19 protein-coding genes and 1 pseudogene are annotated in these 24,424 nt (G+C 44.4%); 8 read left to right on the top strand and 12 right to left on the bottom strand.

The features are described from left to right. A partial coding sequence (locus AC4MRV_RS17760) for a VCBS domain-containing protein (protein ID WP_491188648.1) occupies window positions 1-1,400 on the bottom strand: 1,400 nt, incomplete at its 3' end. 295 nt (window positions 1,401-1,695) lie between these two features. Here AC4MRV_RS17760 and AC4MRV_RS17755 point away from each other — a divergent pair. Continuing rightward, window positions 1,696-3,009 (top strand): TolC family outer membrane protein, encoded by a 1,314-nt coding sequence (locus tag AC4MRV_RS17755; protein ID WP_491188647.1) that lies wholly within the window; start codon window positions 1,696-1,698, stop codon window positions 3,007-3,009. Between the two features lie 50 nt (window positions 3,010-3,059). After that, entirely contained in the window at window positions 3,060-3,626 is a 567-nt protein-coding gene (locus tag AC4MRV_RS17750; RefSeq protein ID WP_491188650.1) for an OmpA family protein, read from the top strand. A 62-nt stretch (window positions 3,627-3,688) separates the two neighbouring features. Here the strand turns inward: AC4MRV_RS17750 and nhaA are convergent, their stop codons facing one another. From nhaA to AC4MRV_RS17725, 5 genes are all read right to left on the bottom strand, one after another. After that, window positions 3,689-4,876 carry a Na+/H+ antiporter NhaA gene (gene nhaA / locus AC4MRV_RS17745; protein WP_491188646.1) on the bottom strand — a complete coding sequence of 396 codons (1,188 nt, stop codon included), beginning with the start codon at window positions 4,874-4,876 and terminating at the stop codon, window positions 3,689-3,691. Window positions 4,877-5,134: 258 nt separating this feature from the next. Further along, window positions 5,135-6,256 carry a lipocalin-like domain-containing protein gene (locus tag AC4MRV_RS17740; protein WP_491188645.1) on the bottom strand — a complete coding sequence of 374 codons (1,122 nt, stop codon included), beginning with the start codon at window positions 6,254-6,256 and terminating at the stop codon, window positions 5,135-5,137. Further along, on the bottom strand, window positions 6,257-8,710 hold the full coding sequence (locus AC4MRV_RS17735; protein WP_491188644.1) for an FtsX-like permease family protein: 2,454 nt from the start codon (window positions 8,708-8,710) through the stop codon (window positions 6,257-6,259). Beyond that, window positions 8,691-9,362 carry an ABC transporter ATP-binding protein gene (locus tag AC4MRV_RS17730; RefSeq protein ID WP_491188643.1) on the bottom strand — a complete coding sequence of 224 codons (672 nt, stop codon included), beginning with the start codon at window positions 9,360-9,362 and terminating at the stop codon, window positions 8,691-8,693. The genes AC4MRV_RS17735 and AC4MRV_RS17730 overlap by 20 nt, the downstream gene beginning before the upstream one ends. Before the next feature lie 123 nt (window positions 9,363-9,485). Further along, the gene (locus AC4MRV_RS17725) at window positions 9,486-10,856 is read right to left on the bottom strand and encodes an MATE family efflux transporter (protein ID WP_491188642.1); all 1,371 of its coding nucleotides are present in this window, start codon (window positions 10,854-10,856) and stop codon (window positions 9,486-9,488) included. Window positions 10,857-10,960: 104 nt separating this feature from the next. Between AC4MRV_RS17725 and AC4MRV_RS17720 the strand changes: the two genes are divergently transcribed. Further along, window positions 10,961-12,394, top strand: coding sequence for a DUF2867 domain-containing protein (locus AC4MRV_RS17720; protein ID WP_491188641.1), 1,434 nt, complete (start codon window positions 10,961-10,963; stop codon window positions 12,392-12,394). Window positions 12,395-12,425: 31 nt separating this feature from the next. On the opposite strand, the gene AC4MRV_RS17715 is transcribed toward AC4MRV_RS17720, so the two are convergent. The 3 genes from AC4MRV_RS17715 to rsuA all read right to left on the bottom strand — a co-directional run bounded on the left by AC4MRV_RS17715 (window position 12,426) and on the right by rsuA (window position 15,151). Then, window positions 12,426-13,085, bottom strand: a complete 660-nt coding sequence (locus tag AC4MRV_RS17715; protein WP_491188640.1) for a DUF2913 family protein — start codon at window positions 13,083-13,085, stop codon at window positions 12,426-12,428. Then, window positions 13,085-14,290: a Bcr/CflA family multidrug efflux MFS transporter gene (locus AC4MRV_RS17710; RefSeq protein WP_491188639.1), complete on the bottom strand. Its 1,206-nt coding sequence runs from the start codon at window positions 14,288-14,290 to the stop codon at window positions 13,085-13,087. Before AC4MRV_RS17710 ends, AC4MRV_RS17715 begins: the two co-directional genes overlap by 1 nt. Window positions 14,291-14,449: 159 nt before the next feature. Further along, complete coding sequence (gene rsuA / locus AC4MRV_RS17705; RefSeq protein WP_491188638.1) at window positions 14,450-15,151, bottom strand: 16S rRNA pseudouridine(516) synthase RsuA; 702 nt, start codon at window positions 15,149-15,151, stop codon at window positions 14,450-14,452. Window positions 15,152-15,224: 73 nt separating this feature from the next. Here rsuA and radD point away from each other — a divergent pair, with 73 nt between their 5' ends. Further along, on the top strand, window positions 15,225-16,964 hold the full coding sequence (gene radD, locus AC4MRV_RS17700) for a DNA repair helicase RadD (protein WP_491188637.1): 1,740 nt from the start codon (window positions 15,225-15,227) through the stop codon (window positions 16,962-16,964). On the opposite strand, the gene AC4MRV_RS17695 is transcribed toward radD, so the two are convergent. After that, entirely contained in the window at window positions 16,961-19,318 is a 2,358-nt protein-coding gene (locus AC4MRV_RS17695) for a bifunctional diguanylate cyclase/phosphodiesterase (RefSeq protein ID WP_491188636.1), read from the bottom strand. The genes radD and AC4MRV_RS17695 overlap by 4 nt on opposite strands. A gap of 194 nt (window positions 19,319-19,512) precedes the next feature. Here AC4MRV_RS17695 and AC4MRV_RS17690 point away from each other — a divergent pair, with 194 nt between their 5' ends. From AC4MRV_RS17690 to AC4MRV_RS17680, 3 genes are read left to right on the top strand one after another with little or no spacing between them, the layout of a single operon-like run. Next, window positions 19,513-19,908 carry a PepSY domain-containing protein gene (locus tag AC4MRV_RS17690; RefSeq protein ID WP_491188649.1) on the top strand — a complete coding sequence of 132 codons (396 nt, stop codon included), beginning with the start codon at window positions 19,513-19,515 and terminating at the stop codon, window positions 19,906-19,908. A gap of 1 nt (window position 19,909) precedes the next feature. Then, on the top strand, window positions 19,910-20,569 hold the full coding sequence (locus AC4MRV_RS17685) for a response regulator transcription factor (protein WP_491188635.1): 660 nt from the start codon (window positions 19,910-19,912) through the stop codon (window positions 20,567-20,569). Then, on the top strand, window positions 20,559-21,899 hold the full coding sequence (locus AC4MRV_RS17680) for an ATP-binding protein (protein WP_491188634.1): 1,341 nt from the start codon (window positions 20,559-20,561) through the stop codon (window positions 21,897-21,899). The genes AC4MRV_RS17685 and AC4MRV_RS17680 overlap by 11 nt, the downstream gene beginning before the upstream one ends. Before the next feature lie 49 nt (window positions 21,900-21,948). Here the strand turns inward: AC4MRV_RS17680 and AC4MRV_RS17675 are convergent, their stop codons facing one another. Together AC4MRV_RS17675 and AC4MRV_RS17670 are read right to left on the bottom strand one after the other, a co-directional pair. Beyond that, window positions 21,949-23,244, bottom strand: a complete 1,296-nt coding sequence (locus tag AC4MRV_RS17675; protein WP_491188633.1) for an LssY C-terminal domain-containing protein — start codon at window positions 23,242-23,244, stop codon at window positions 21,949-21,951. A gap of 17 nt (window positions 23,245-23,261) precedes the next feature. After that, window positions 23,262-23,990 (bottom strand): glycosyltransferase family 2 protein, encoded by a 729-nt coding sequence (locus tag AC4MRV_RS17670; RefSeq protein ID WP_491188632.1) that lies wholly within the window; start codon window positions 23,988-23,990, stop codon window positions 23,262-23,264. A gap of 370 nt (window positions 23,991-24,360) precedes the next feature. On the opposite strand from AC4MRV_RS17670, the pseudogene AC4MRV_RS17665 reads away from it, so the two are divergent. Continuing rightward, window positions 24,361-24,424 (top strand): annotated as a pseudogene (locus AC4MRV_RS17665) (50S ribosomal protein L25); the annotation flags it as partial.

Below are 24,424 nucleotides of genomic sequence, written 5' to 3'. Positions count from 1 at the left end.
ACATTCGCTGCCAACTCATAATCATTGGTGAACGCCGCCACACCCGCTGCCGTTAGGCTGATTTCACCCGAAACCGAATCGATTTCAAACAGTGGCTCATCTGCATCGTTGGTGACATTGCCTGTAATGCTGTAGGTAACATTTTCTCCATCACTATCCACCGCAGACACCGTACCAATGACATCACTTTCAAGTGAGTTTTCATTATATGAAAAGGCATACGAACCAGTTTCTGGGTCGGTATCTTCAAAAACAGGGGGATTATCATCAATGTTCTGCTCATTCAAGAACACGTCAACATCGACAGATTGTGGTTCACCAATACCGTCACCTTCCGTTACTGTTACGACAATACTGTGAGCGTTAGCAAGCAACTCAAAGTCATTTACATAAGCCGCAGATCCTGCATCAGTCAAGCTGATTTCACCTGTGTCAGGATCGATTTGATAAAGGTCATTACCCTCACCATCTTGAAGGTTAGTTGAGATACTGAAAATCAGAACACTGTTGTCTGGGTCAGTTGCAGCGACTTGACCAATGGTCACCCCAGATTCAGTACCTTCTGCGTAGTCAAAGGAGTATGAATCGACATTAAACGGGCTGAGTTCTGGGCTTTCATTCGAGCCAGCTTCTACAAATTCTGGCAGGTCGTTAGTACCATCAATGGTTACCGTTACCGTTGCAAGCGTGCCATCACTTGACTGAACCTCAAAAGATTCAGATACCAGATCACCAATGTTTAGTTCGTCAAATGCATGGTCAGCAACAAACGTCCAGTTACCATCCTCATCAATTGAAAAGAGGCCATAAGTTCCTTGAACGTCAACCTGCGGAATAAATGTAGGATCTTCCGTTTCACTCGCGACAAGCGTTCCACTAAGCGTTAAAGGCTCATCCGTTTCGTCTTCCCTCACATTGTCATCACCGACAATTAAAGCTTGAGGAGCTAATGATTCCTCTGCTAGCTCAAGTAAAGAAAGACTCTGAGTTTCAGATAAACCCTGGGATTCTAAACCCGTTGTATCGAAAGAGGTCTCTGCGAGCGTTTCTTCCCCAGTACGCTCTATATCTCCCGAGCCTGTCAGACTTGACCCGTTTTGACCACCGGCCGCGGTTGCGAAGTCTTCGTTAAGCGTTGGGTCGACACCCTGTTCAATCTGTTCGAAGATCGAAGCGATTTCATTTTCTAAATCTAAATCGGTCAGCCCACCATCATCACCGACTAACTGAGCGGCAAATTCTGGTACGCCTCCATCATCAGAACGCACATCATTGTTGTCGCCGACAACAATCACCTCTCCCGGGTTAGGCTGCTCGCCTGGTGCAAGCTCTCTAAATTGGCCATTAGCATCAATGACTACAGTAGCATTTGCCAACGTAAACGTTGTTAGGTTGTTCATATTCATCGCCAAACTTCCCAATTGCATGACTAACTAAAGGCTTACTTTAATAAATGACCTATAGTTAAAACGAACTAGTACATCCTGTTAACTTTAGACGCGCAGTAACTGGCAAACCAATCAATGGCAAGAAAGTACCAACGAAAATTGACAAAAAAGTAATTAATAAAGCCAATAAGCATGCATTAGCTCTCATTTTCTTCTCATCTAGACTACGCTTTTCTTAACGTTTGCGCCCATCGACACTCTCAACCTAATTCATAAGTTCCTAGCACTTATGACTAAGGAGGCTACCTTGAACTGGAAAAAATCTCTGATTGCGAGTTGTATTGCTCTATCAAGCTTTGAAAGCTACGCCCAAACTTTGGAGCAAGCTGTCGCGATTACCCTAGCTACGAACCCTGAAATTAAAGCGGTATTCAATGAGTTTAAGAGCGCGGTAAAGCAAAATTCTGCTGCAGGTGGCGCGTACTTACCAAGTATTGATTTAGATGCTGGGATAGGATACGAACGAATTGATCCTGCCGATTCCACAGCGCGAGAAACTACCAATCTCACGAGAAAAGAAGCAACCGTTAGTTTGACGCAATTGATTTGGGACGGCTCCGCAACACTCAACGATATGGATAGAACAGCGGCTGAAGCCGAGTCTATTCGATTACAACTCCTTTCTGACGCGTCAGACATGGCACTTAAAGTCACAGATATCTATTTAGACGCAGTGAAAGCGACAGAAGTCCTCGCTCTGTCTGAAAGCAACTTGGCGGTACATAAAGAAATCTACCGGGATATCAAAAGAAGGGCTGAATCTGGAATTGGATCCACTGCAGACGTATCCCAAGTTGAAGCTCGGATCGCGAAAGCACACGGTAACTTGCTAGCGGCACAAAATAACCTTGTCGACACACATACCCAGTTTAAGCGCCTTGTAGGACAAGACCCACTCGGACTCATTTATCCGCGAGCTGACGAAGATAAGCTGCCACTCTCATTAACCGATGCGATCATCCAAGCAAACGACAATCATCCCGTCATTAAGCTATCAATGATTGATGTTGACGCAGCTCGTTTTCAATACAAACAATCTAAAGGAAATTTTTATCCGACTTTTTCTATTGAAGCTAGCCAAACGTGGCGTGATGATGCAGGTGGTGATGAAGGTAGAAGTGAAGAAACACTCGCTATGATTCGTATGCGATACAACTTGTTCAATGGAGGCTCTGATAGTGATCTATCAGAACGAGCTGCATATCAGTTGAACAAGGCAAAGGATCTTCGTGATGATGCCTACCGACAAGTTGAAGAAGGCCTTCGTTTATCATGGAGTGCTTTGGATTTAACGCTTCAGCAGAAAAACTTCTTAGCTGATCACGTAGACTCTGCAGCAGAGACGGTCTTATCCTATGAAAAGCAATATCGTATTGGTCAAAGAACCTTACTGGATTTGCTTAATACAGAGAATGAGCTATTTGAAGCAAGAAAGGACTATTTAGATGCTCATTATGCTGAGCAATATGCAAAATACAGAGTGATGAATGCAACAGGCATCCTACTTGATGCTTTGCTTGTTGACACGCCGAAAGAATGGACAGAAAGAGTGGAGTACTGATTATGAAGAATCTATTGATTATCCCTCTGGCTTCGTTGCTTTTAGCAAGTATGTTCACTGCTTCAGCGGAGGATGAGTTCGAATACATAGAAACCCCAGTCGCAGACCAAATAGCCGATTTGACTGATGACGATAAAGATGGTGTTGTCAACGCTCGAGACATCTGCCCGAACACACCAGAGGGAGCATTAGTCGATAATGATGGCTGCGGGGAGCGTTTGAAGAGTGAAGAGGAGCGTCAGCTTAGAATATTATTTGCCAATGACTCTTACGAGATAAACCCTATCTTCTCTGATCAGATTCAAACCATGGCAGAATTCTTAGATAAGTACCAGTCTGCTTCGATTCAAATTCAGGGCTTTGCCAGTAAAGTCGGAGCCCCTGAATACAACCTAGAACTATCAAAAAAACGAGCCCACGCTGTCGAAGACGAGCTTCTGTCCTTCTATGTTGATCCTGGCCGAGTTTCTATTATTGGTTACGGTGAGACTCGTTTAGAAGCGGAGGGTGATGACGAAAGCTCTCACGCTTTGAACAGAAAAGTTACCGCTACTGTGGTTGGTTTGAGTGAAGAAGTGGTTGAAGAGTGGACGATATTTACGACTAAAGAGAAGTAACAAATTACATGTTAAAAACAAAAGCGCCTCGTAAAAACGAGGCGCTTTTCATTTAACTTAGCTTAATGGTGAGAGTTAAGCTCGTTAGCCCCACCCGCTTTAGACTCTTGCACAACTGGCAGTGACATTCTAAGTAGCACATAGCCCAGAATCGCAGAGACTGTTGACCCCATTAGGATACCTAAGCGAGCGTATGTATCGAACTCTACGTTTGCTTGACCAAAAGCCAGCGACGATATGAATATCGACATCGTAAAGCCGATACCACACAAAACTGAAACCGCGAAAATATGCTTGAAGTTAATACCCTCTGGCAATTTAGCAACGCCTAACTTCACCGCAGCCCAGCTGAATGAGAAGATACCTAGCGGCTTACCAACAAGCAGCCCTAACGCAATACCAAGAGGAAGAGCCGTACCTAAACTCGACAGCGAAACACCCTCTAATGAAATACCAGCATTAGCAAATGCGAAAACAGGTAAAATCGCAAATGCAACGTATGGATGAAGAGCATGCTCCATGTGCTTCAAAGGGGAATAGGAGCCGTTGTCACCTTTCAGCGGGATTGCAAAACCAATAACCACACCTGCCAATGTTGCGTGCACGCCTGACTTTAATACTGCAACCCAAAGAATAAATCCGACAATAAGATACGGAGTCAACTTAGTCACATGCTTAGAGTTTAAGAAAAACAGTAACGCAGTCATCGCAAAGCCGACGGCTAACGCAGATGTTGATAGTTCACTGGTGTAGAACAGAGCAATAATGACTACCACACCAAGGTCATCAATGATCGCGAGCGCTAACAAGAAAACTTTCAAGCTAACAGGAACACGCTTACCAAGTAGAGCCATAATGCCTAGAGCAAAGGCGATATCCGTTGCTGCTGGGATAGCCCACCCTTGAATAGCTGCAGGATCAGCTGAATTAAACAAAACGTAAACAAGCGCCGGAGCCAACATACCACCAACCGCTGCAATGGCAGGGAAAATAGCGGTTTCTTTCGACTTTAAAGCACCTTCAAGTAATTCGCGTTTAACCTCTAAGCCTATCAACAAGAAGAACACAGCCATAAGGCCGTCATTAATCCAGTGAGAAACAGACATACCCAGTACGTAAGAATGAAGCGTACTTTGATAAACGTCTGCCAGAGGAGAGTTTGCAATGGTCATAGCGATGGCAGCAGTAATTACTAGCAGAATACCACCAGCAGACTCCATCTTGAAAAAATCGCGAATAATATCACTCATGATATCTTCCTTATATTTATTATGTTAATAAGCGATTAACAAAGAATACAGACGAGTGTATAGATTACAAAACTACAGGAAAAATCGCTTGTTTAGAGTTTTAACTTCGGTATTTCCGATATAAACAAGGCTAATCCCTTCTATTTTCCTGATCCAATTATAGGCAATATGTAGAAATAACCCTAGAAAAGCAAAAGAGCAGCTTCTCATACTATAAGAAGCTGCTCTACCTAGAACATGGTGCTTTCATCAACTTAGTTAGTACCCTGTCAATTGCATAAAGCCTTGTGCTCGATGAGAACCGGTTGTTGATATTGGTCCTTCCCAATACGGAATGACAAATGGTAGCCACGAATCTGAGTTCATTACACTTGTCGTTAAGCTAATATTCTGGTTCGGAATCTCAATCGACCATTGCAATGGGAGTACTTTACCACTCGCTACAGTTTTAGATAGTAGAGGCTTCATCTTGACATCATTTGATGACAAATCAATGACTTTACCATCAGTGGTCGCCAGGGTTCCAAAAATATGAGGCATTTGGTTAGTATGCCTATAACGACTCAATGACAAAGTGGTTTCATCATCAAGATGAACAACAAACCAATCCCAACCTTGCTGCCCTTCCGCCATAAGACCACTGCCCCACTCCTTGCTCATCCACGCATCGCCTTGAACATTAAGCAAGCGTCCGTTACCAAGGTTTAGTAGCCCTTTCACTCGAAGAAAGGGGGCTGACAAATTATAGGAAGAAACCGGCAATAAATCATGCTTCTGTCTATAACCTTTATCTCCTGGAAGGACGTACGGCCCTCTTGTAATACTGGTTAACTCAACATCAAATTCATCAGTCGATACAGTCAACTGCCCAGGAAACGGCGTATCGCCGAGAGAGCGCCAGTTCCAGTTATCGATCCAGGTTCTAAACGGCCGATTCGACATGCCCGCTTGACCAATTCCTCCTCGAGCGACTCGCTGCTCTTTCCATACTTGTGTACCGTGCGTAACAACAATATGAGAAACAAATATTTGAGGGCTTAACCAACCAGACCAATCACTATCACTGCTGGCTATCCGGAAATAGCTCCACTGAACGCCATATTTTTCACCATATTGGTCGGTGACATTTGCAAAGTAATGCCACCATTCATGTTGAAAAGAGTTATGAAAAGCGAAATCTTGAGGCAGGATAACAGGCGTGTCCGGCAATACAGGTTCAAAAATCTGGTTAGATTCGGAGATAAGGACTGAGCTGACGGCTTGACTAGATTGCGATTGAGACGAGTCATCAAAAAAAGATGTGACAGCAACATATATGAACGTCGCAACGATCGAAATAACCACGAGTCGCCGCACTAAGATACTAAGTTTACTGCTCATTTATAATGACTCTCTCAACGATTTCATCGCAGTGCCGCGAATCATTCTTAATACAGGAATAGCCCCAGCGACAACTAATGACAACATGGCCATTGCGCTCGTTTGCATATATTCGCTTGGGATAAATTGCAGTTCCAAGGTCCAACCAAACGACTGTTTAATGATGATATCAACAACCAGCCTTGCAAGCGCTAGGCCCAGTGGCATCGCGATCAAGATCGATATAGCACCAAATACAAATAGCTGTAAGCTCCCCATGATTACCAGCTCTCTACCCGACATGCCCAAACATCGAAGTAAAGATATGTGTTTCTGTCGCGAAACCTCACCGGCAATCGTGGCGAAAAAGATACCAAAGACTGCGATCACCAAAGTGATGTTTCCTAACGTATCTGCGATAGAGAACGTACGATCAAACACGCGCATAGCTTGCTTATGAATATGGCTATTGTCAAAGATACGTTCTGAATCAATTCTAAATACCGACTCCATACGACGTTTCAACCCCATAGGATTTACGCCATCATTAAGTACAGCGCCAAGTGCGACGCTACCACCGCCAGCAAAGGCATACAGCCAATTGCGATGTGATAACAGAACTTGGTTATAAGGGTTTCCGTAATCGTAATAGACACCCACCACTTGCCAGCCTTGGCCAAGCCCTCCGGCTAAATCGACATAATCTCCTGGACGTATACCCAGCTTCAACGCCATAGACTCGCTGATCATCACACCTTTAGAATGGTGTAAGTGGTACCAATAATTCGGAACACCTAGCTTAACTGTCAGTGCATCAAGTTCGCCCTCAGAAGCGCCTGTACTGACAACTTGCAGAGGCCCTTTCAGGGTATTGAGCTCTTTCTCCCAACGCCACCATACTTTATCTACTTCTGGTTGCTTACTCAGCCAAGTACTCATGCGTGCTGCAGCATTGGTATTTGGATAGATATAGAGGTCAGCGGCTAAACGTTGGCTTAACCATTTATCTGTAGTGTCACGGAAACTGCCTACCATAGTCTCAACACCAATATTGGCGGCCATAGCTAGCATAAATGCCATCGTCGCTACACCCCGATAACTCATGCTGGCAGCAGCATCCGCGAAAAACCAACGCGCTTTTACCCAACGCAAAGAATAGGAGAAACCATCAAATACCTTCCAAATAAGATACGGAGTGAATAACGCTACACTCAGCAGCATTAAAGCTATGATGGCGAAGCCGGACTCTTGTGTTTGAGGCGCTTGATAGATTGCAATAGCAGCGACACAAAGTGCACATGCAACTAAAGCCTGGATGGTAAATTCAGTGCCTGCAAAACGAACTAAAGATAGGCGTGTCGTCAAACGAATTGGCTGCGAACGGAGCAATCTAAATAGTGGCCAAGCACATGCAGCGAAAGCACCAATTAAAGAAAGGTATAAGCTATATAGACTGGCCGTCCAGGTCCACTCTAGCGCTAGCCCAACATTGGCATCATAGAGATCACCTAAACTGGCTGAAACTGCAGGAATAAGTTGGTTAGCCAACAATAAACCTAATACATTGCCGCATACCCAGCTAATCATGACTAAGAAAATCAGCTCTAAAACCAACGCTTGAGTTAACTGCCATCCTGAGACACCCGTTTGACGTAGAATCCCCACCAATGGTTGACGCTGTATCAGCGAAAGAGACATCGCTTGATAGAAAATGAATAAGCCGACCAAAAACGCGAGCATCCCCATCGCACTTAAATTCATATGGAAAGCTTCGGTTAATGATTCCAATTCAGCTCGAGAGCTCCTGCTTAGCTCCATTCCATTTGGTAAATAAGCTTTCAACTTAGCCAGTTTCTCTGGTGGCATGTCACTACAAGCAATAACAGAGATACCGGAGCTACGCTCAAGCATTCTTAGCAGAGACATATCCGCAATAATTCGCGTACCGTTGAGCATTCCCTGCGAGTCAATAACGATTGGCCCTAACTTGCTGCCATCTTCTAGGCGAATGAAACCACCATTGGCCCACTTCATGTGTTCGGCAAGATCTTGGCTAACTAAAATAGGAAACGGTGGCCGCATCAACTGCAATGAAGTTATGTCTTTTAACATTGCCCCAGGCTGAAGCTTCATCATTGCTACTGGATCGATACCGACCAACATAAGATCCGCGCCCTGCTCGGTATGAACTCTTAAACTTTCAAACGGAGAACATTGATGGAAACCATCACGGCGCAACTGGACATAAAAGCCCTGTGGGATTTTATTCGTCGTATGTTTAGGACGAATACGATAAGGGAGAGGATTAGAAAATAGTTTCTCGCCATGTTCGTAGCTTTGTCTTGCATGGCTATTAATTGAGCTAACGCCAACCAATAACGACACGCCTAAAGTGAGACCAAGCCAGACAAGAATGATTTGAAAAGGATAACGTCTGTAATGGCCAAGTAGTGCTTTAACTACGGGCCATAACATGCAGTTGCCCTCCTTGAAGACGGATTCGGCCTTCCATATGGCCCGCAACACGTTCACTGTGTGTCACCAACAACAAGGTGCACTCTAACTGTTTAGTTAACGACGTAAGCAAGCGCATCACCGCCTCAGCATTACGCTCGTCAAGACTACCCGTTGGCTCATCTGCCAGTAGGATTTTAGGTTCCATATATAAAGCACGAGCAATTGCCGCACGTTGCTGCTGACCACCAGAGACTTCTTCTGGGTAACGACCAAGCAATGGCATTAGATCAAGTGCTGAGAGTATTTGACGCCAAAGGCCTTGGTCATCAGGTAAACCTTTCAGTTGGCGGCAGAACCGGATGTTATCGGCAATGTTTAACGTTGGAAGTAGGTTGAACTGCTGAAAGATGAGGCCAATGTTATTACGGCGATAAGCAGTGCGTTTGCTTTCCGAAACCTGATGCATTGTAAAGTTTGGAAACCAAATTTCACCCGAGTCGACCGTGTCCAATCCAGCAATTAAGTTCAACAAGGTACTTTTACCGGAACCACTTTCACCCATTAAGGCAACTTGCTCACCTTGCTTTAATGACAACTCAGCACCTTGTAAAACTGGGTGAAATTCACCACCATCTACATAGCCTTTACTTAGGTCTGTTAGTTGCAGCATCAAAACTCTCGAAAACAAAAAAATTCGGACTGTGAATCTACACTAATTCGCCCGAACTAGGAAGCATTTTGGATACTAGATCACAAGATATGCATCGAAACACACTAACTTATCGCTCTATGTCTAATTTTCGATCAAATTACGAATCCACTTGCGTGTGGTCATTCTATAAACAGAACCAAACCATTTAAGTAGCTCTTCGGTCAAAAACAATAGATAAATCCACTCAGGCGGCCAACCAAGACCAATTGCAGCAAAAGCTGCTAGTGGAATCCCAATCAACCATTGAGCAACGAGATCTTGATACAAGCAAAATTTCACGTCGCCACCAGCACGTAAAACCCCCACTATCGTCATCATTGGTACAGAGCGCAGCACGATTCCAAAACTCAGTACCAGCATGAACTTTTCAGATAGCGCCCGGGTTTCTGGAGTTAACGCAGTGAACGAATCCAACACCAACCCTTGGACCAGATAGAGCACAAAGGCTACGATGATACCAACAACCACACTAAGAAGAGTTACGCCAACGGCCTGGTAATAAACCTCTTCATAGTTTTTGGCTCCAATTTGGTTACCAACGAGCACCGCAGCTGCGTTAGACATGCCAATCAATAACGCGAGCGAGATAGATTCGACTGGGCTCATCACTGAAAGTGCCGCTAATCCTTGAACCCCGGATTGACCAAGAATCGCATGGTAAGCGAACAAACCGCCTGCCCACGCCAGAAAGTTAAATGTTGTCGGTAAAGAAAGCTTTAGGAATTTTACAATTCTAGGCCAATCAATGACTGCACGAATTTCGGTAAACCCGAATGCCAGAAGGTGCTTTTTAATATGAAGGTAGCTAAAGAGTGTCAACACTTCGATCGCACCACTCATAATAGTGGCAATGGCTGCGCCTTTGATTCCCATGGCTGGCACACCAAACTTACCAAATATAAGTACCCAGTTAAGAAAGATATTCGACAAAATTCCAATGCCACTAAAAAACGTGCTCAAACCAGGTTTATGCATAGCGCGCAGACCCACCGCCATACTTGCTACACATGATACGGCGAACATACTTACTGAGGTAATCACTAAATACTCTGCGCCAAGCGCTATCACTTCTTGGTTATTGGTCGCCAAGCCCATTATCTGGGTAGGAAATAACACAAATAAGCCGGCCGTAAATGCAGCGAATATAGTAGAAACAAGCCATGTTAACGCGGTACTTTCTCGAACCCCTTGTTTGTCTCCTGCCCCCCAATACTGAGCTGTCAGTAATGCGCCACCCGTGGTAACCCCAACTAACATAATCGTGGTCACAAAAGTAGCACGCGCAGCAACACCTACTGCGGCTATTTCCGCTTCACCAAGTTGTCCCAGCATAAGCACGTCAACCAAGCTGCGGCTAGAGAACATGATGCTTTGTAAAGTGATCGGTAACGCAATCGCAATTAAGCGTCGTATAAAGTCACCTTTAGTGTGGTATAAAATTTGAGATAGCATAAGGCGTCACCGACTCACAACAACAGTCTGATATATAGGAAAATTTAGCTGATCATTATATGATCAGTTGAATATTGAAACCATCAATTTCATAGAGGATAGCGATGAAAAAGGTGCTTGTTCTTGGCGCGTCTGGATACGTGGGATCACAACTGCTTAATCAACTATGCGAAAAAGGCTACCAGGTGACGGCAGCAGCCAGGCAGATAGACTATCTATCCGCTCGAGTTACCCCTCATCCTAACCTCAGCATTCGCTATTTGGACCTGGCCGATGCCCAAGCAACTAAAGAACTTATTCCTCACTTCGATCTTATCTATTTCTTAGTACATGGTATGGCGCACGGACACGACTTTCTGGAATACGAGTTGTCATTGGCTGAGAACTTTACATCAGCGCTGACAAACAGCCAGGTAAAGCACGTTGTCTATCTAAGTGCTATTCAACCTCAAACGGGTAATTCTGAACATCTCAAAGCAAGACGAATGACCGGCGAAATCATACGAAAAGCCGGAATTCCCATTACTGAACTTAGAGCTGGTGTGATCATTGGTGCAGGTTCCGCCGCCTTCGAGATCATGCGCGATTTCGTCTATAACATGCCCGTATTGATCACCCCAAAGTGGGTGGACTCTAAAGCCAACCCAATAGCGTTAAGTAACCTCAATCATTACTTACTTTGTCTGGCAGAAGAAGAGCCTGTAAATAACTCACTGTACGAAGTTGGTGGTCCCGATATACTCAGCTATCGAGAGCAGTTTCATGTCATTAGTGACGTCATTAACAAACCCATTAAGATGTGGTCAACATCGTTACTAACACCATCAATGGCCTCTAAATGGCTGGGGGTCGTGACCTCTGTGCCGTCAAGTATTGGTTCAGCGCTACTTTCTGGCCTAGAGCATGACTTTATCGCTAACTCTGATGATATTCGCCTCCGTTTCCCTCAGCCTTTAATTTCATTCAATGAGATGGTCAAAGATAGCATCGCTGCTGAAGGAACCTTTGTGCGAAGCGAAGTATGGGGTTATGACCCAGCAGCACTGAAACGTTGGCAAGCGGGTTATGGCTACTACCCCAAGCAGACGGGTGCCAGCATAGAGACACAACTTTCAAGTGAACAGTTATGGGAAATTGTTCGTCAAATCGGCAGTAGAAAAGAAGGCTATTTCTTCGCGAACCTACTTTGGAGAACTCGAGAGTGGCTAGATATTTTCTTCGGTGGAGGAAAGCCTATTCGCCGCTCGCCTCCTGGCCCAGAACTTGTCGTCGGTGACTTCATAGACTCCTGGAAAGTGATTCGCTGCGAACCAAATCAGTTCTTATCTCTTCTATTTGGCATGAAAGGTCCAGGGTTAGGACGACTAGAATTTACGATAGACGACAATGGTGAAACTCGCCGTTTAAATGTCACAGCTTGGTGGCATCCGCAAGGCTTACCAGGCCTTCTTTACTGGTTTGCCATGATGCCAGCCCACATGTTCATATTTAAAGGCATGGTTAAGGCAATTGTAAGAAAAGCGAAAGAGCACCAATAGGCGCTCTTTTTAGTTATATCAGATCTTACACTTACGCTGTAAGACTCAATGGAATCTCAGCCAAATGCTCACCACGGTTATCTGGGTAGACCAAATACTCGCCGTGATACTTAACATTTGATTTGTAATCCGTCACCTTGTGCACCATAAAACCCGCTGCCGATGCTTTCTCGATAAAGTCAGCATGATGACCGCGAACAAACCAACTCATCGGCTTGATCATATCTTCGCCATCAAAGCAGTTTTCGCATTGCTCTGTACACATAGCAAGAGAGTTTGGGCCTTCAGTATAGATTTGCACCTTACCGCAATCCACAAGCTCTTCCGATGTCGTCACTTCCCAGCCCTGCTCTTCCATCATATCGATAAAAGCATTGATTTCATGATCTTTAATTACTCGTTCTTCTTGACCTTGTGGGAAGAATTGCGCGTAGTACTTTGAAATCCGTTGGAACGTCATCATTAGACCTGCGTCATTACCTTTTGAGCGCCCCATTTTCTGCCAGCGAATCAAATCGCCACTGACGATACGAGGAAATCGCTGACCTTTTATGGCGCGGGTTATCCAGCGAAGCAGATACAAGTTGTTTGCTGCTGGCGCATTCACTGCTTTACCAGATTTATGCTCAGTCGCCAGTTCATCTAGGGCTGTATTAACTAATTTTTGAATCTCAATCGTGTATTCAGACATTACGCCTTTCTTCCAAATATCCAATATAATGCGGCAGACAAAATCGAGCATGCCGTCATTGTCGTTACCATTGGCCACGTCACGCCACCTGGCATAAATGCGACAATCGCACCAACAATAGAACCAGTACCAAATCTTAATGTACCTGCCAATGAAGATGCCGTACCCGCCATAGTAGGATAACCGCTCAATAGTAATCCCATTGAGTTACTGCCAATCGTAGACAAAGTACCAATAAACATAACCACGAAAGGTACTGTGCCCCATAAGCCTAGGTCAAGAAGCCAGCCCACAAAAAGCCCCAGACCGGCGATAAGCTGTACAGTTAGACCAAAACGCAGCATGTTATGCGACCCGACCTTCTTCACCAATCGGCCGTTAATGCTGGTCATAATGATCATTGCCACGATATTCAGGCCAAACAGATAACCAAATTGGTCGGGGCGAACACCATAAATATCAATATAGACGAACGAACCAGCAGTCAAAAATGCAAACATGCCCGAGAACGAGAACGCACCAGAAAATATAAGCCCCATCGCGGTAGGGTTTGAACAAAGCCTGAAGTAGTTACGCATCGTAGTACGAAAGCGCAGCGGCTGCTTTTTATCTTCACTGAGCGTTTCTGGAATTTTCCACAAGACCAGAAGAATAACGATGGCAGCGAACGCAGCTAGAATCCAAAAAATGGCACGCCAGCCAAACCACACCGCCACATGACCACCAATCATAGGCGCTACTAATGGAGCAACCGTCATAACCAGCGTAACGAAAGACATAGCACGAGCAAAATCTTCGCGGTCAAACATATCTCGGACAACGGCTTGAATGATTACTGCTGCGGCTGCACCCGCAAAGCCTTGCGCAGTACGAACCCAAGTCAACGCTTCAATACCTGTGGTGGTCGCACTGACAACCGCGGCAATGCCGAAAAACAAAACACCCAGTAATAAAACAGGACGACGACCATAGCTGTCAGCTAACGGACCGTGAATCAACTGACCGAGCGCAAAACCCGCAGTATAAGCGGTTAACGTGATTTGTACTGCGCCTTCTGCGACACCCAGATCTTTTGCGATGGTCGGCATCGCGGGTAAATACATATCAATAGCGAGCGGTGTAAGCGCTCCAATTGCCCCTAGAATAAGGAAAAGAAGAAAACTGATTTGTGGGGCGTTGGTTTGCTCAACAGTGGGATTGGACATAACACTCCTACTCGGTTGCGTTAGATATGCAGCCTCCGTGCTGCAACCAAACAGAAACAAAAGACCCGCATCCGCGAGTCTTGAACTGATCTATATTCAACTAAACTGATAGAAATGACTAGTTCCTATTTGGAATTAAAGTATTTCCTCAAAGGGGCATTAATTCCAAACAGAACCCACTTCTTCTTCAGTCAAATAGCGGTATTCGCCAGGTTCGAGTGAGTAATCAAGCTCAATTGCGCCAATACGCTCGCGATGTAAGTGCTCAACCTTGTTACCCAAGGCTGCGAACATACGTTTCACTTGGTGATACTTACCTTCCGTTATCGTTAGCAATACCTCATTTTCGTCTTGATTAACGATTTCCATCTTCGCAGGTAACGTTGGCTCTTTCTCATTACGCAGCTCAACACCTTGCGCAAGTTTATCGGCGTAGTCTTCGCCAATCGGATCCACCAGCCAAACGCGATACGTTTTTTCACACTTATGCTTAGGTGACGTAATGCGGTGTGACCACTGGCCATCATCGGTTATAAGAACCAAGCCAGTAGTATCAACATCCAAGCGACCCGCGAAGTGCAGCTCTTCCATCTTTACTTCATCCAACAATGCGAAAGCTGTTTGGTTGAAGCCATCTTCATGCGAACAAACAAATCCATCAGGCTTAAACAACATGATGTAACGTGGGCCTGGTTTTTGAATTTCACGGCCTTGCCACTCTACAACACACTCTTCTGTCACTTTGAACGAACCGCTCTTTTGCATTACGTCGTTTACTGTAACATCACCGCTTTTAATGATCTTTGTTGCTTCTTTACGTGTCGCACCCAGTGCATCACACAAATATTTATCTAAACGCATGAATACCTCATCTTTGTTAGGTGGGGTATTATAGTGCGACTAACACAAATAGTTGAGCTATTTCACACAATTTATGTATACACTTCGCCCCTATCAGGCCGACTCTGTTAAAGCCGTTATTCATTACTTTCGTAAGCACTCTTCCCCTGCTGTTCTTGTCTTACCAACTGGAGCAGGAAAAAGCTTGGTGATTGCAGAGCTCGCTCGCCTCGCTAAAGGACGTGTTTTAGTACTCGCTCACGTAAAAGAGCTGGTCGAGCAAAACCACGCTAAGTATGAAGGTTATGGACTTAAAGGGGCGATATATTCAGCAGGATTAGGCCGGAAAGAAACCGACCAACAAGTCGTGTTTGCCTCTGTACAATCCGTAGTCCGTAATCTGGATGAGTTTAAAAATCAGTTCTCCCTGTTAGTCATCGATGAATGCCATCGAGTACCGGATAATAAAAATACCAGCTATCAAAAAGTCATCTCTCATTTAAAAGAGCTCAACCCTGGTATCAAAGTGCTCGGACTAACGGCAACGCCTTATCGACTGGGTATGGGTTGGATCTACCAGTACCACACCCGCGGCCTTGTGCGTACCGAAGAGCCAAGGTTTTTTCGTGATTGTATTTTCGAGCTACCAATCCGATATTTGCTGGATGAGAACTTTCTAACGCCCGCCAGAATGATGGATGCCCCTGTGTTGAGCTATGACTTTTCACAATTAACGCCAGCCTCAACCGGTCGCTATAAAGAGTCTGAAATGGATATGGTGATCGACAAAGCAAAACGCGCGACGCCACAAATTGTTGAGCAAATCATCCACCTTGCTAAAGATAAACAAGGCGTGATGATCTTTGCCGCCACCGTTCGACATGCGCAAGAGATATTTGGTTTACTACCACAAAACGAGACTGCACTGGTTATTGGCGATACCCCAACACCGGAACGCGATGCCATCATTCAAAACTTCAAAGATAGAAAAACCAAATTCTTAGTCAATGTATCCGTACTTACGACTGGTTTTGATGCACCGCACGTTGATTTAATCGCAATACTCAGACCAACAGAATCAATCAGTTTATACCAACAAATTGTTGGTCGGGGGCTTAGATTGTCGCCAGGAAAAGACGAGTGTTTGGTGCTGGATTATGCCGGCAATAGCTACGACCTCTATCAACCAGAAGTCGGCGACGCAAAACCTGATTCAGACAGTGAGATCATCACCATCCCTTGCCCTGCATGTGGGTTCAATAATAACTTCTGGGGAAAGCTAGACAGTAACGGCTTTCTTATCGAACACTTTGGTCGCAAGTGCCAAGGCTTTTTTGAAGATGAAGAAACTGGCGAGCGCGAGCACTGTAACTATCGTTTCCGCGCCAAATATTGCGGCGAATGTGGCGCCGACAACGACATCGCTGCACGAATTTGCCATGAGTGCGATGCAACCTTGGTTGACCCGGATAAAAAACTCAAAGAAGCTCTTAATCTCAAAGATGCATTAGTGTTTGAGTGCCGAGATATGGATCTTAATGTTCATAAAGACGAAAAAGGCAAAAGTAGTCTAAAAGTCACCTATATTGGCGACAATCAAGCGCAGGTCCATGAGTTTTGGCCTCTAACCACGAAAAATCAAAAGCAACGATTTAAAGATCAGTTTGTTCGCCCCCACTTAGCGGATAAACATCGTCCATTTGATGATGCTTCGCCAACTAAGGTGGTCAACAATCAACACAGATTCCGTCTTCCTCAATTTGTTATTGCACGCAAAGTTGGACGTTTTTGGAAAATGCGTGACAAGATATTTTCTGATGAACTTGCTCGCTAGTGAAAAGCCAGCTCACCACTATTTTCTCTATCGCTAGCATAGGCACCTAAAACTTCAAACTCGGTGGTGGCTAAGCCCGGTTTATGGAATAAATAGCCTTGGAAATGATCGACACCGAGTTGTTTGAGCTCATTCAACTCGGCTTGCTGTTCTAATCGTTCGGCAACCAAAATCGTATCATTCATCGCAGCTAACTCGACCAGAGATTTCACCATATGCTTTTTGAAAGGAGACTCGTGGATGTCTTTGATCAACGAACCATCCACTTTGATCATATCAAACGCCACTTCAGATAGAATCGAGTAAGATGAGTACCCTGAGCCGAAGTCATCCAAAGCAATCGAAACACCTAAGCGTTTCATCTGCCCTATTACACTTTTAAATTTGGCATCCGCTCGATAAAACACCTGCTCGGTCACTTCTATTGTTAAACGGTTGAGACTGGAGGTAGGAAACTGTAACAACAGATCTATCACTTGTGGCTCAAAAATCGTTTTTACTGAAAAGTTCAGATTTAGAAATACCGTTTGATGCTGATGTAAAAACTGGCGAGCAAACATCAACATCTTAATATCAAGCTCTTTCTCAAGACCATGCGACGCCACAACATCCAACACTTTCCCAGCCGAGTGATACTCTTCTTCCTCGTTATCTCGCTGTAAACGGCACAGTAATTCGTAGCGCTGATCATGACTAGAGAGCGACACGATCTTTTGAGCAAAACAGACAAGCTTATCTGACTCAATGAGTGTGACAGCTTCTTTGCGTAAACTAGGTAGAGAATAGAGCATCAATTGGTCCTGATCGCACCAATCTTGGAAGCGCCGCTTCAATTGCTTAGCTTTACGGCAGCAATATTCTGCCTTATAGATGCTGTCTTCCATTAACTCACCGCGCACGCTTCGATAACGGCCGAAGCTAAACTGGAAACATTGTTCCACCCCTCCCCCTAATGCGACTTCCTGCTGGGTTTCAATCAAGGCATCCGATGCAGACTGGGTCGAGACCAATACAAACTCATCACCACCCACACGAAATACTTCTCCATCACACTCATCAGCGATGATTCTTAGTCGTCTTGCTAAGTTAATCAGCATTCGATCCCCAACATGGTGGCCTTGAGTATCGTTAGTGAACTTTAACTTGTCTGCATCGATGTAATAGAAACACTTTGAGTCTGCCAGTTTCGATTTGTAGTGAATCGCTTTTCGATTAGATAACCCTGTCATGAAGTCTTGTGTAGAAGAGGACTTTAGCTTTTTGTAATCACCAAAATTGACCACTCGGAGTTCAGACAGTTCATAGATGCAAATCAAGATCAGCAACATATGCGAAACAAAGAAAAATAGCTGAACTTCGTAAAAGTAAAGAGTTAATAAAGATTGAGATAAAGAGGTTTCCACGACCATGTAGGAAGATAGAAAACAGACCACATAGCAAAACAAGATGTATCGTTTGTGCTTTATGTTCTTTTCGTTCAATAAAGTACACAAAGAAAGCGCAGCGAGAAATGTATTATTGAGGACAAGGTAAAAAGGGAATAAAGACAAATAAAGAATGGCAATTTGGAGAACATAGATACCGATGCAAATGGCAAAGTGTCCATAATTAGCTTTAGCGCCATTGGCGCAAACCACCATTAAATAGAGCCCTGTTAACGCAACGGTGTAAGCTGAGTACCAGTATTTACTCACAAAAAATCGATGGATGTAAACGCCTACCTCATCAACGCCATCCCAAATAAATCCAAAGTTATAGATGTAAAACAATAAGAATGAAACGGAATAGAGAAATATGTACCCCGCCTGAAATCTTTTCACGCGCCAAACGTTAAGCACATAAAACACACTCACTACAAAGATAAACAAAGTAATGGCTAGCACCACGCCATGATTGACCACCATCTTATTTGTGAGTACCGGATTGGGGACAAAAATAGCGCTCACATTAACTTGTTTACCAGTTGGAAAACGTATCAGAACTTTATCGTAAGGCAGGCTAAGATTTAAATTAAGAGAGCGATATTGTTCAAAATTGTATTGCTCAATAAGCTCTTGCCGGTTGGAAAAGTAAATCGTACCTTCGCGAGAAGAGAGGCTTTTTAAGATAACACTATATTCGTTAAGATCTTGTTCTTTTGGAACTAGTTCAAGCCAACATGACTCTGCTTTGCCCGGCCGGCACATGACGCCGCTATACCCAAAGTTATTCTCAGCTCGAAGAATCTCATCAATAGAACTGTTGGATGAAAATAGCTGATAATTCATTACTGATAGTCTGACCATCGCCTGATCATCAAATCCGAACGCTAAGCTAGAGAACAGTGACAACAGGACAAATAATCGGCTAACCATATATCGGAACCTATCTTGATAAAATTAACATCTAGTATACAAACGTTGAAATAATATCCTTATCACTACTATCAGTAAGTAAGGGTTTGTAAGCATTCTATAAATTCCCAACCGAAAGCCAGAAAACTATTCATTCACCATTCATGTTTGTTAATTTAAACTAACCAGGTTAACCAACCTGAGAGTATCCTATGATGAGACGTCTATACTTTCCTCTGCTTCTCTGCCTACTTGGGCTGCCAAGTATTGCCTTCGCTTCTTCTGAGCATGACGGGCATGCTCTAGTGCAAGATGTTCACAAGCCAGGGGCAAGAATCGAGTTTGAAGAAGACCAAGACGAAGTGTATGAAGCCGTTAAGAAAGGCTACATTCGTCCTTTTTCAGAGATGTACGCTGCGGTAGAACGTGATTTGCGCGGACGCATCATTGAAGTCGAGCTAGAGGAAGATGACGATGTTTGGGTTTACGAGTTAAAACTCAACCACCAAAACAACATCATTAAAGTCGAATATAACGCTGAAACGCTGGAAATGTTGATGATAAAAGGCCGACACTTCCACAAAGCTCTCAAAAATCAAGAAGACCAATAATATGAAGATACTTGTCGTTGAAGATGAACCTCGTCTAGGTGAACAAATCGTTGAAGCACTGGAACACAATGGTTGGACACCTGAATTGTCCACCGATGGTATTGATGCTCTTTATCGAGCGACGTCTGAAGATTGGGAAGCAATTGTACTTGACCTCGGTTTGCCTAAACTCGATGGCCTAACCGTTTTGAAAAGCATTCGCGATGAAAACATCAATACCCCAATAATCATTTTGAGCGCACGCGACACACTCACTCAGCGAGTTGAAGGGTTGAATGCAGGCGCTGATGACTACCAAACCAAACCGTTCGAAATGGTCGAGCTGATTGCTCGTATCCGCGCTCAGCTGCGCCGTGCCTCAGGTAATGCGTCCCCAGTCATCCAAAATGGTAACCTAAGTTTAGATACCCGCACATCAAAGGTAATGTGGCAAGGACAAGCGATCAGCCTAACGGCTCTAGAGTTTAAAGTCGTCGCTTACTTTATGCATAACCCAGATAAGGTGATTTCTCGTACTGAACTGGTCGAACACATTTATAAACAAGACTTCGACAGAGACTCCAACACCATCGAAGTGTTCATCGGACGAATCCGTAAAAAAATCGCGCCTAAAGTCATTAAGACCGTTAGAGGCTTGGGATACCAGTTGAATGCCGAATAGAAAACGTTATCCACTAAAACGCCTGAGTTTACGAAGCCGCCTTGTACTGGCGGCTATTGTTTGGCTGACGGCCATGGTCATTGCGGCGGGCGTCACGGTCCCTAAGCAAGTATTTAACTACATGCTTGACTCCACCAATGATCAGCTGTCTCTCTATCTTGATGAACTGTCTGCCTCAGTCGAAGTTGACAGTGAAGGTAAACTCACGCTCACCACACCTCTTTCAGACCCACGATTTAACCAACCATACAGCGGACTCTATTGGTCAATAGAAAATGGTGCTGACGAGCTACGCTCTCGCTCGCTTTGGGATAAAAAAATCACATTCGACAAAGGTGAAAAACACGCATTGGGCGCAAGAGATGAGATTCTTCTCACCATTAAAACCTCACTCTACTTTCCTGAATATGACGGCCCCATTGACGTACTGATCGGCATTGATGAGCAACCATTAGAAGACACTGTCGCAAAACTTATGGGGCAACTTTGGATTATCCTCGCCCTGCTCTACTTTGGCGTGCTATTTATCATCATCATTCAAATTCAATGGTCCTTGAATCCGTTAACCAAAATGCACAAAGAGTTGTCTCAAGTCCGCTCGGGGGACAAAGAATGTTTAGACGGAGAATACCCAAGAGAAGTCGCTCCAATCGTCCTCGACTTGAACGCATTGCTCTTCCATTATCAAGAGTTACTCGAGCGTGCTCGCCACCATGCCGGAAACCTATCCCACGCATTAAAAACCCCATTGTCAGTGTTAAGAAATGAAATCAACACATCCGATGATGATACCCGAGCCAAACTTCAAGAGCCCATAAATCAAATCCAGCACCAGATTGATTATCACCTTGGCAGAGCAAGGATGGCAGGCTCGAAAAACATTCTATCGGTAAAAACCCAGCCAGCGGAGCGCATCGACTTGATTTCGATGGCATTTGATAAAGTTTACGCTTATCGCGACATTACCCTAATCAACGAAATCGATTCAGAAATAGAGGTCGCCGTTGAGAATACCGATTTCGATGAAATGGTCGGTAATCTACTGGAAAACGCCTATAAATGGTCAAGCGCCGTGATTCGCGTACATTCTGATACCCGCGATGAAAACAACATTGCCATAATTGTTGAAGACGATGGACCAGGAATACCAGATGAAAAGCTCGATCAGGTACTTCAACGTGGAGTCAGGTTAGATGAGACAACACCAGGTACTGGACTAGGGCTAAACATTGTAAGTGAAATGGCCCATAGCTACCGTGGTAAGTTGTCACTTGAAAGAAGTCCAATGGGCGGAGTTAAAGCGGTAGTTGTTTTAAAACTATCTAGCTAACTAAAACGCGATACTCATAAGTATCGCGTTTTTTAACTAAGTGACAATGTCACAAGTTATTGTTTGCTAATTGTAGTTCTTGCTCGTTCACGATAAGTACCTGTCCATCCGAGAAGTAATCATGTTCCTCATCGAGTACAATTGGATCCGTTAATCTATCTAACTTGGCGAATTGCTCCCCTCCTGCAGACAGAAGCTGGTTAGCAAACCGATCTCTTTCTTCATCTACATCAGGGTCAATGCTATGCAGCACTGTAACAATACCTGAGTAAGGCGTAAGTTGCAGTCCATTGTCATAACTAAGAGCCGCAACCCAAAATGTTTGTTGAGTGTTAGGATCTCTTCCTGCTTTCCACCAGCGAATGTGACTTCTTTTTAATAGACTTCCAGGCAATTGAAACGCCATCTCTTGCGGCCTATCGTTCCAAAAAAGATCTGATACCGGCGGCGTGTTTTGCTTGATCAAATTAAGATAATCAACCAGCTCTAGATCGTGCCTTGAAAACGTTTTGTTCTCTACCCACCCCATATCATTCATCAGCTTTCGCGGATTTTCACCAAAGTAGATGATATTCACGGCTTGCGCGTCAAACACTGAAGACTTGCCCGGATACGCTTTGAGTGATAGCTGTGTTGGCTCGACCCATAACTCCACGTTGGCTTCTACGCTGTTTTCAGATTGTAGAAAATCATCAGAGTATAAAAAGAAATGCGCGTAGTTTGCTGTCACAGCTGCCACAAGCAACACAGCGAGCGACTTCTTTATCGGAGAGCGCCATTTAAACTGTTTTGCTGCCAGAAACGTCGCAAATGCTCCCCCTACTGCGTAAAAGCTCAACCGATGCTCAACCACAAACACCTTTACATCATTGAGGAGTGAAAACTGCTCGAGGCCGTAGCTCAACATATAACCCCAGAAAACAAACTGACCAACCCCAAGAAGCAAGCCAATTGAAGAGTAGAACGTGAAGCGCTGCCAGCGAATTTGTTGTGTTCCTGCCATAAAAGGCACTACCCATGCGACAGGGCCAAGTAAGCGAGCTAACGCTAATACCCAGTTGCCTTTTCGAGCCATCAACATACGGCATCGAGCAATGGGGCGACGCGTTTTTCCTTGCCATTTGATAAGCTTTTTCTGCGCTGGTTTCCCTAACTGTCGACCAATATAGTAACTGACTTGGTCTCCAAGAAACCCGCCTAGCAATACCGCCAACACCCCCGCAATAACACCCTGATGTAACTGATACCCTGCGGCGAGCATAAATGGCTCACCCGGGACAAAGAGATTGGGGCCGATGACTGCATCGAGCAAAGCCCCAAAAAACAAACCGATTGATCCTTCCATCGTTACGCCACTATCTTCTACTGTTCTTTATAGTGGCCGAACTGGTAGTTCATTTCATTATTACGCATTTCACCAAACAGAAAACGCCTAACATTCGCTGACAAGTAGGTATAACCCATCTTGAAAACACCATCTTGATCAAGACGGCGAGGATCAAAACCAAATGTCAGATTTAAAAAGCGGAAGCGCCATGTCTGGCTTGCTCGCTTTACGTAATCGCAGTCTTCGCACAACACGATGCTTTCATCAAACCCACCAATTTCGCTATGAACACGTTTTGTCGAGAAAATACATGCTCCAACCGCCGTCGGGAAGAAATACTGAGTCACATATAGACCAACGTTAAACAACCCATAACCAAGCTTATGAATCATTGGCAGATCTTTTGCTCCCATAAATACCCCTGCCACTTCCAATTTTTTTTCTTTCAGCTCGCTTAAGGCGTTATGCAAGAATGCCTCACTCAACTGAACATCGGCATCTAGAAACAGAATTCGCTGATGTTTAGCCAATGAAGCGCCTGTATTGCGACCTAAACTCGTTCCTCTACCAGCCATTTTATGTACCGTTAAGCTCGGCAAGGCGCTCTCATAAGCCATCGCTACATCACAGGTTGCGTCATCACTGTTAGAGTCCACAACTATGACTTCAAAGTCTTGATACATTTGACTGGCAAGATTCTCTAGTAGGCGTCCAATACGCTTCTCTTCATTTAGTGTAATAATTACGATACTTAGCGCGTCCATAGCGTCACCTCATTCTGATTGGTTTTCTTGTTGAGGTAGAATGTAACTAGGTTCAGCTTAACGACGAGTGAGAGGTTTATTCAGATTCCATTCATTGAGCGGGTAAATAGTTTTAATTCATTTCGCAGTAGAATTCGCTCCTGATGTATAGATGCCTTGTACCGATAAATCATTCGCTAACTATTTGAATCAATTTACTCAAAAGATAACCACTTAAACTGATTCTCTATTGCGAGATAATCGATACAGTGTTAGTATCCGCGCTCGCTTATGGAGTTACTACCAATTACTTCTAAGCGTCTACCATATCCAAGCGAGGTCGCATCGTAGGATATGACGTTAATTTTTTTCATATTTGAGAGTAAATACTATGAAATTTGAAGCAGTAGTACGTACTGAACTAGGTAAAGGTGCGAGCCGCCGCCTACGTCACG

Source organism: Vibrio sp. (assembly GCF_984391705.1).
Note: the sequence above shows the minus strand (reverse complement) of the source record. Positions and strands in the feature narration are given on the sequence as shown.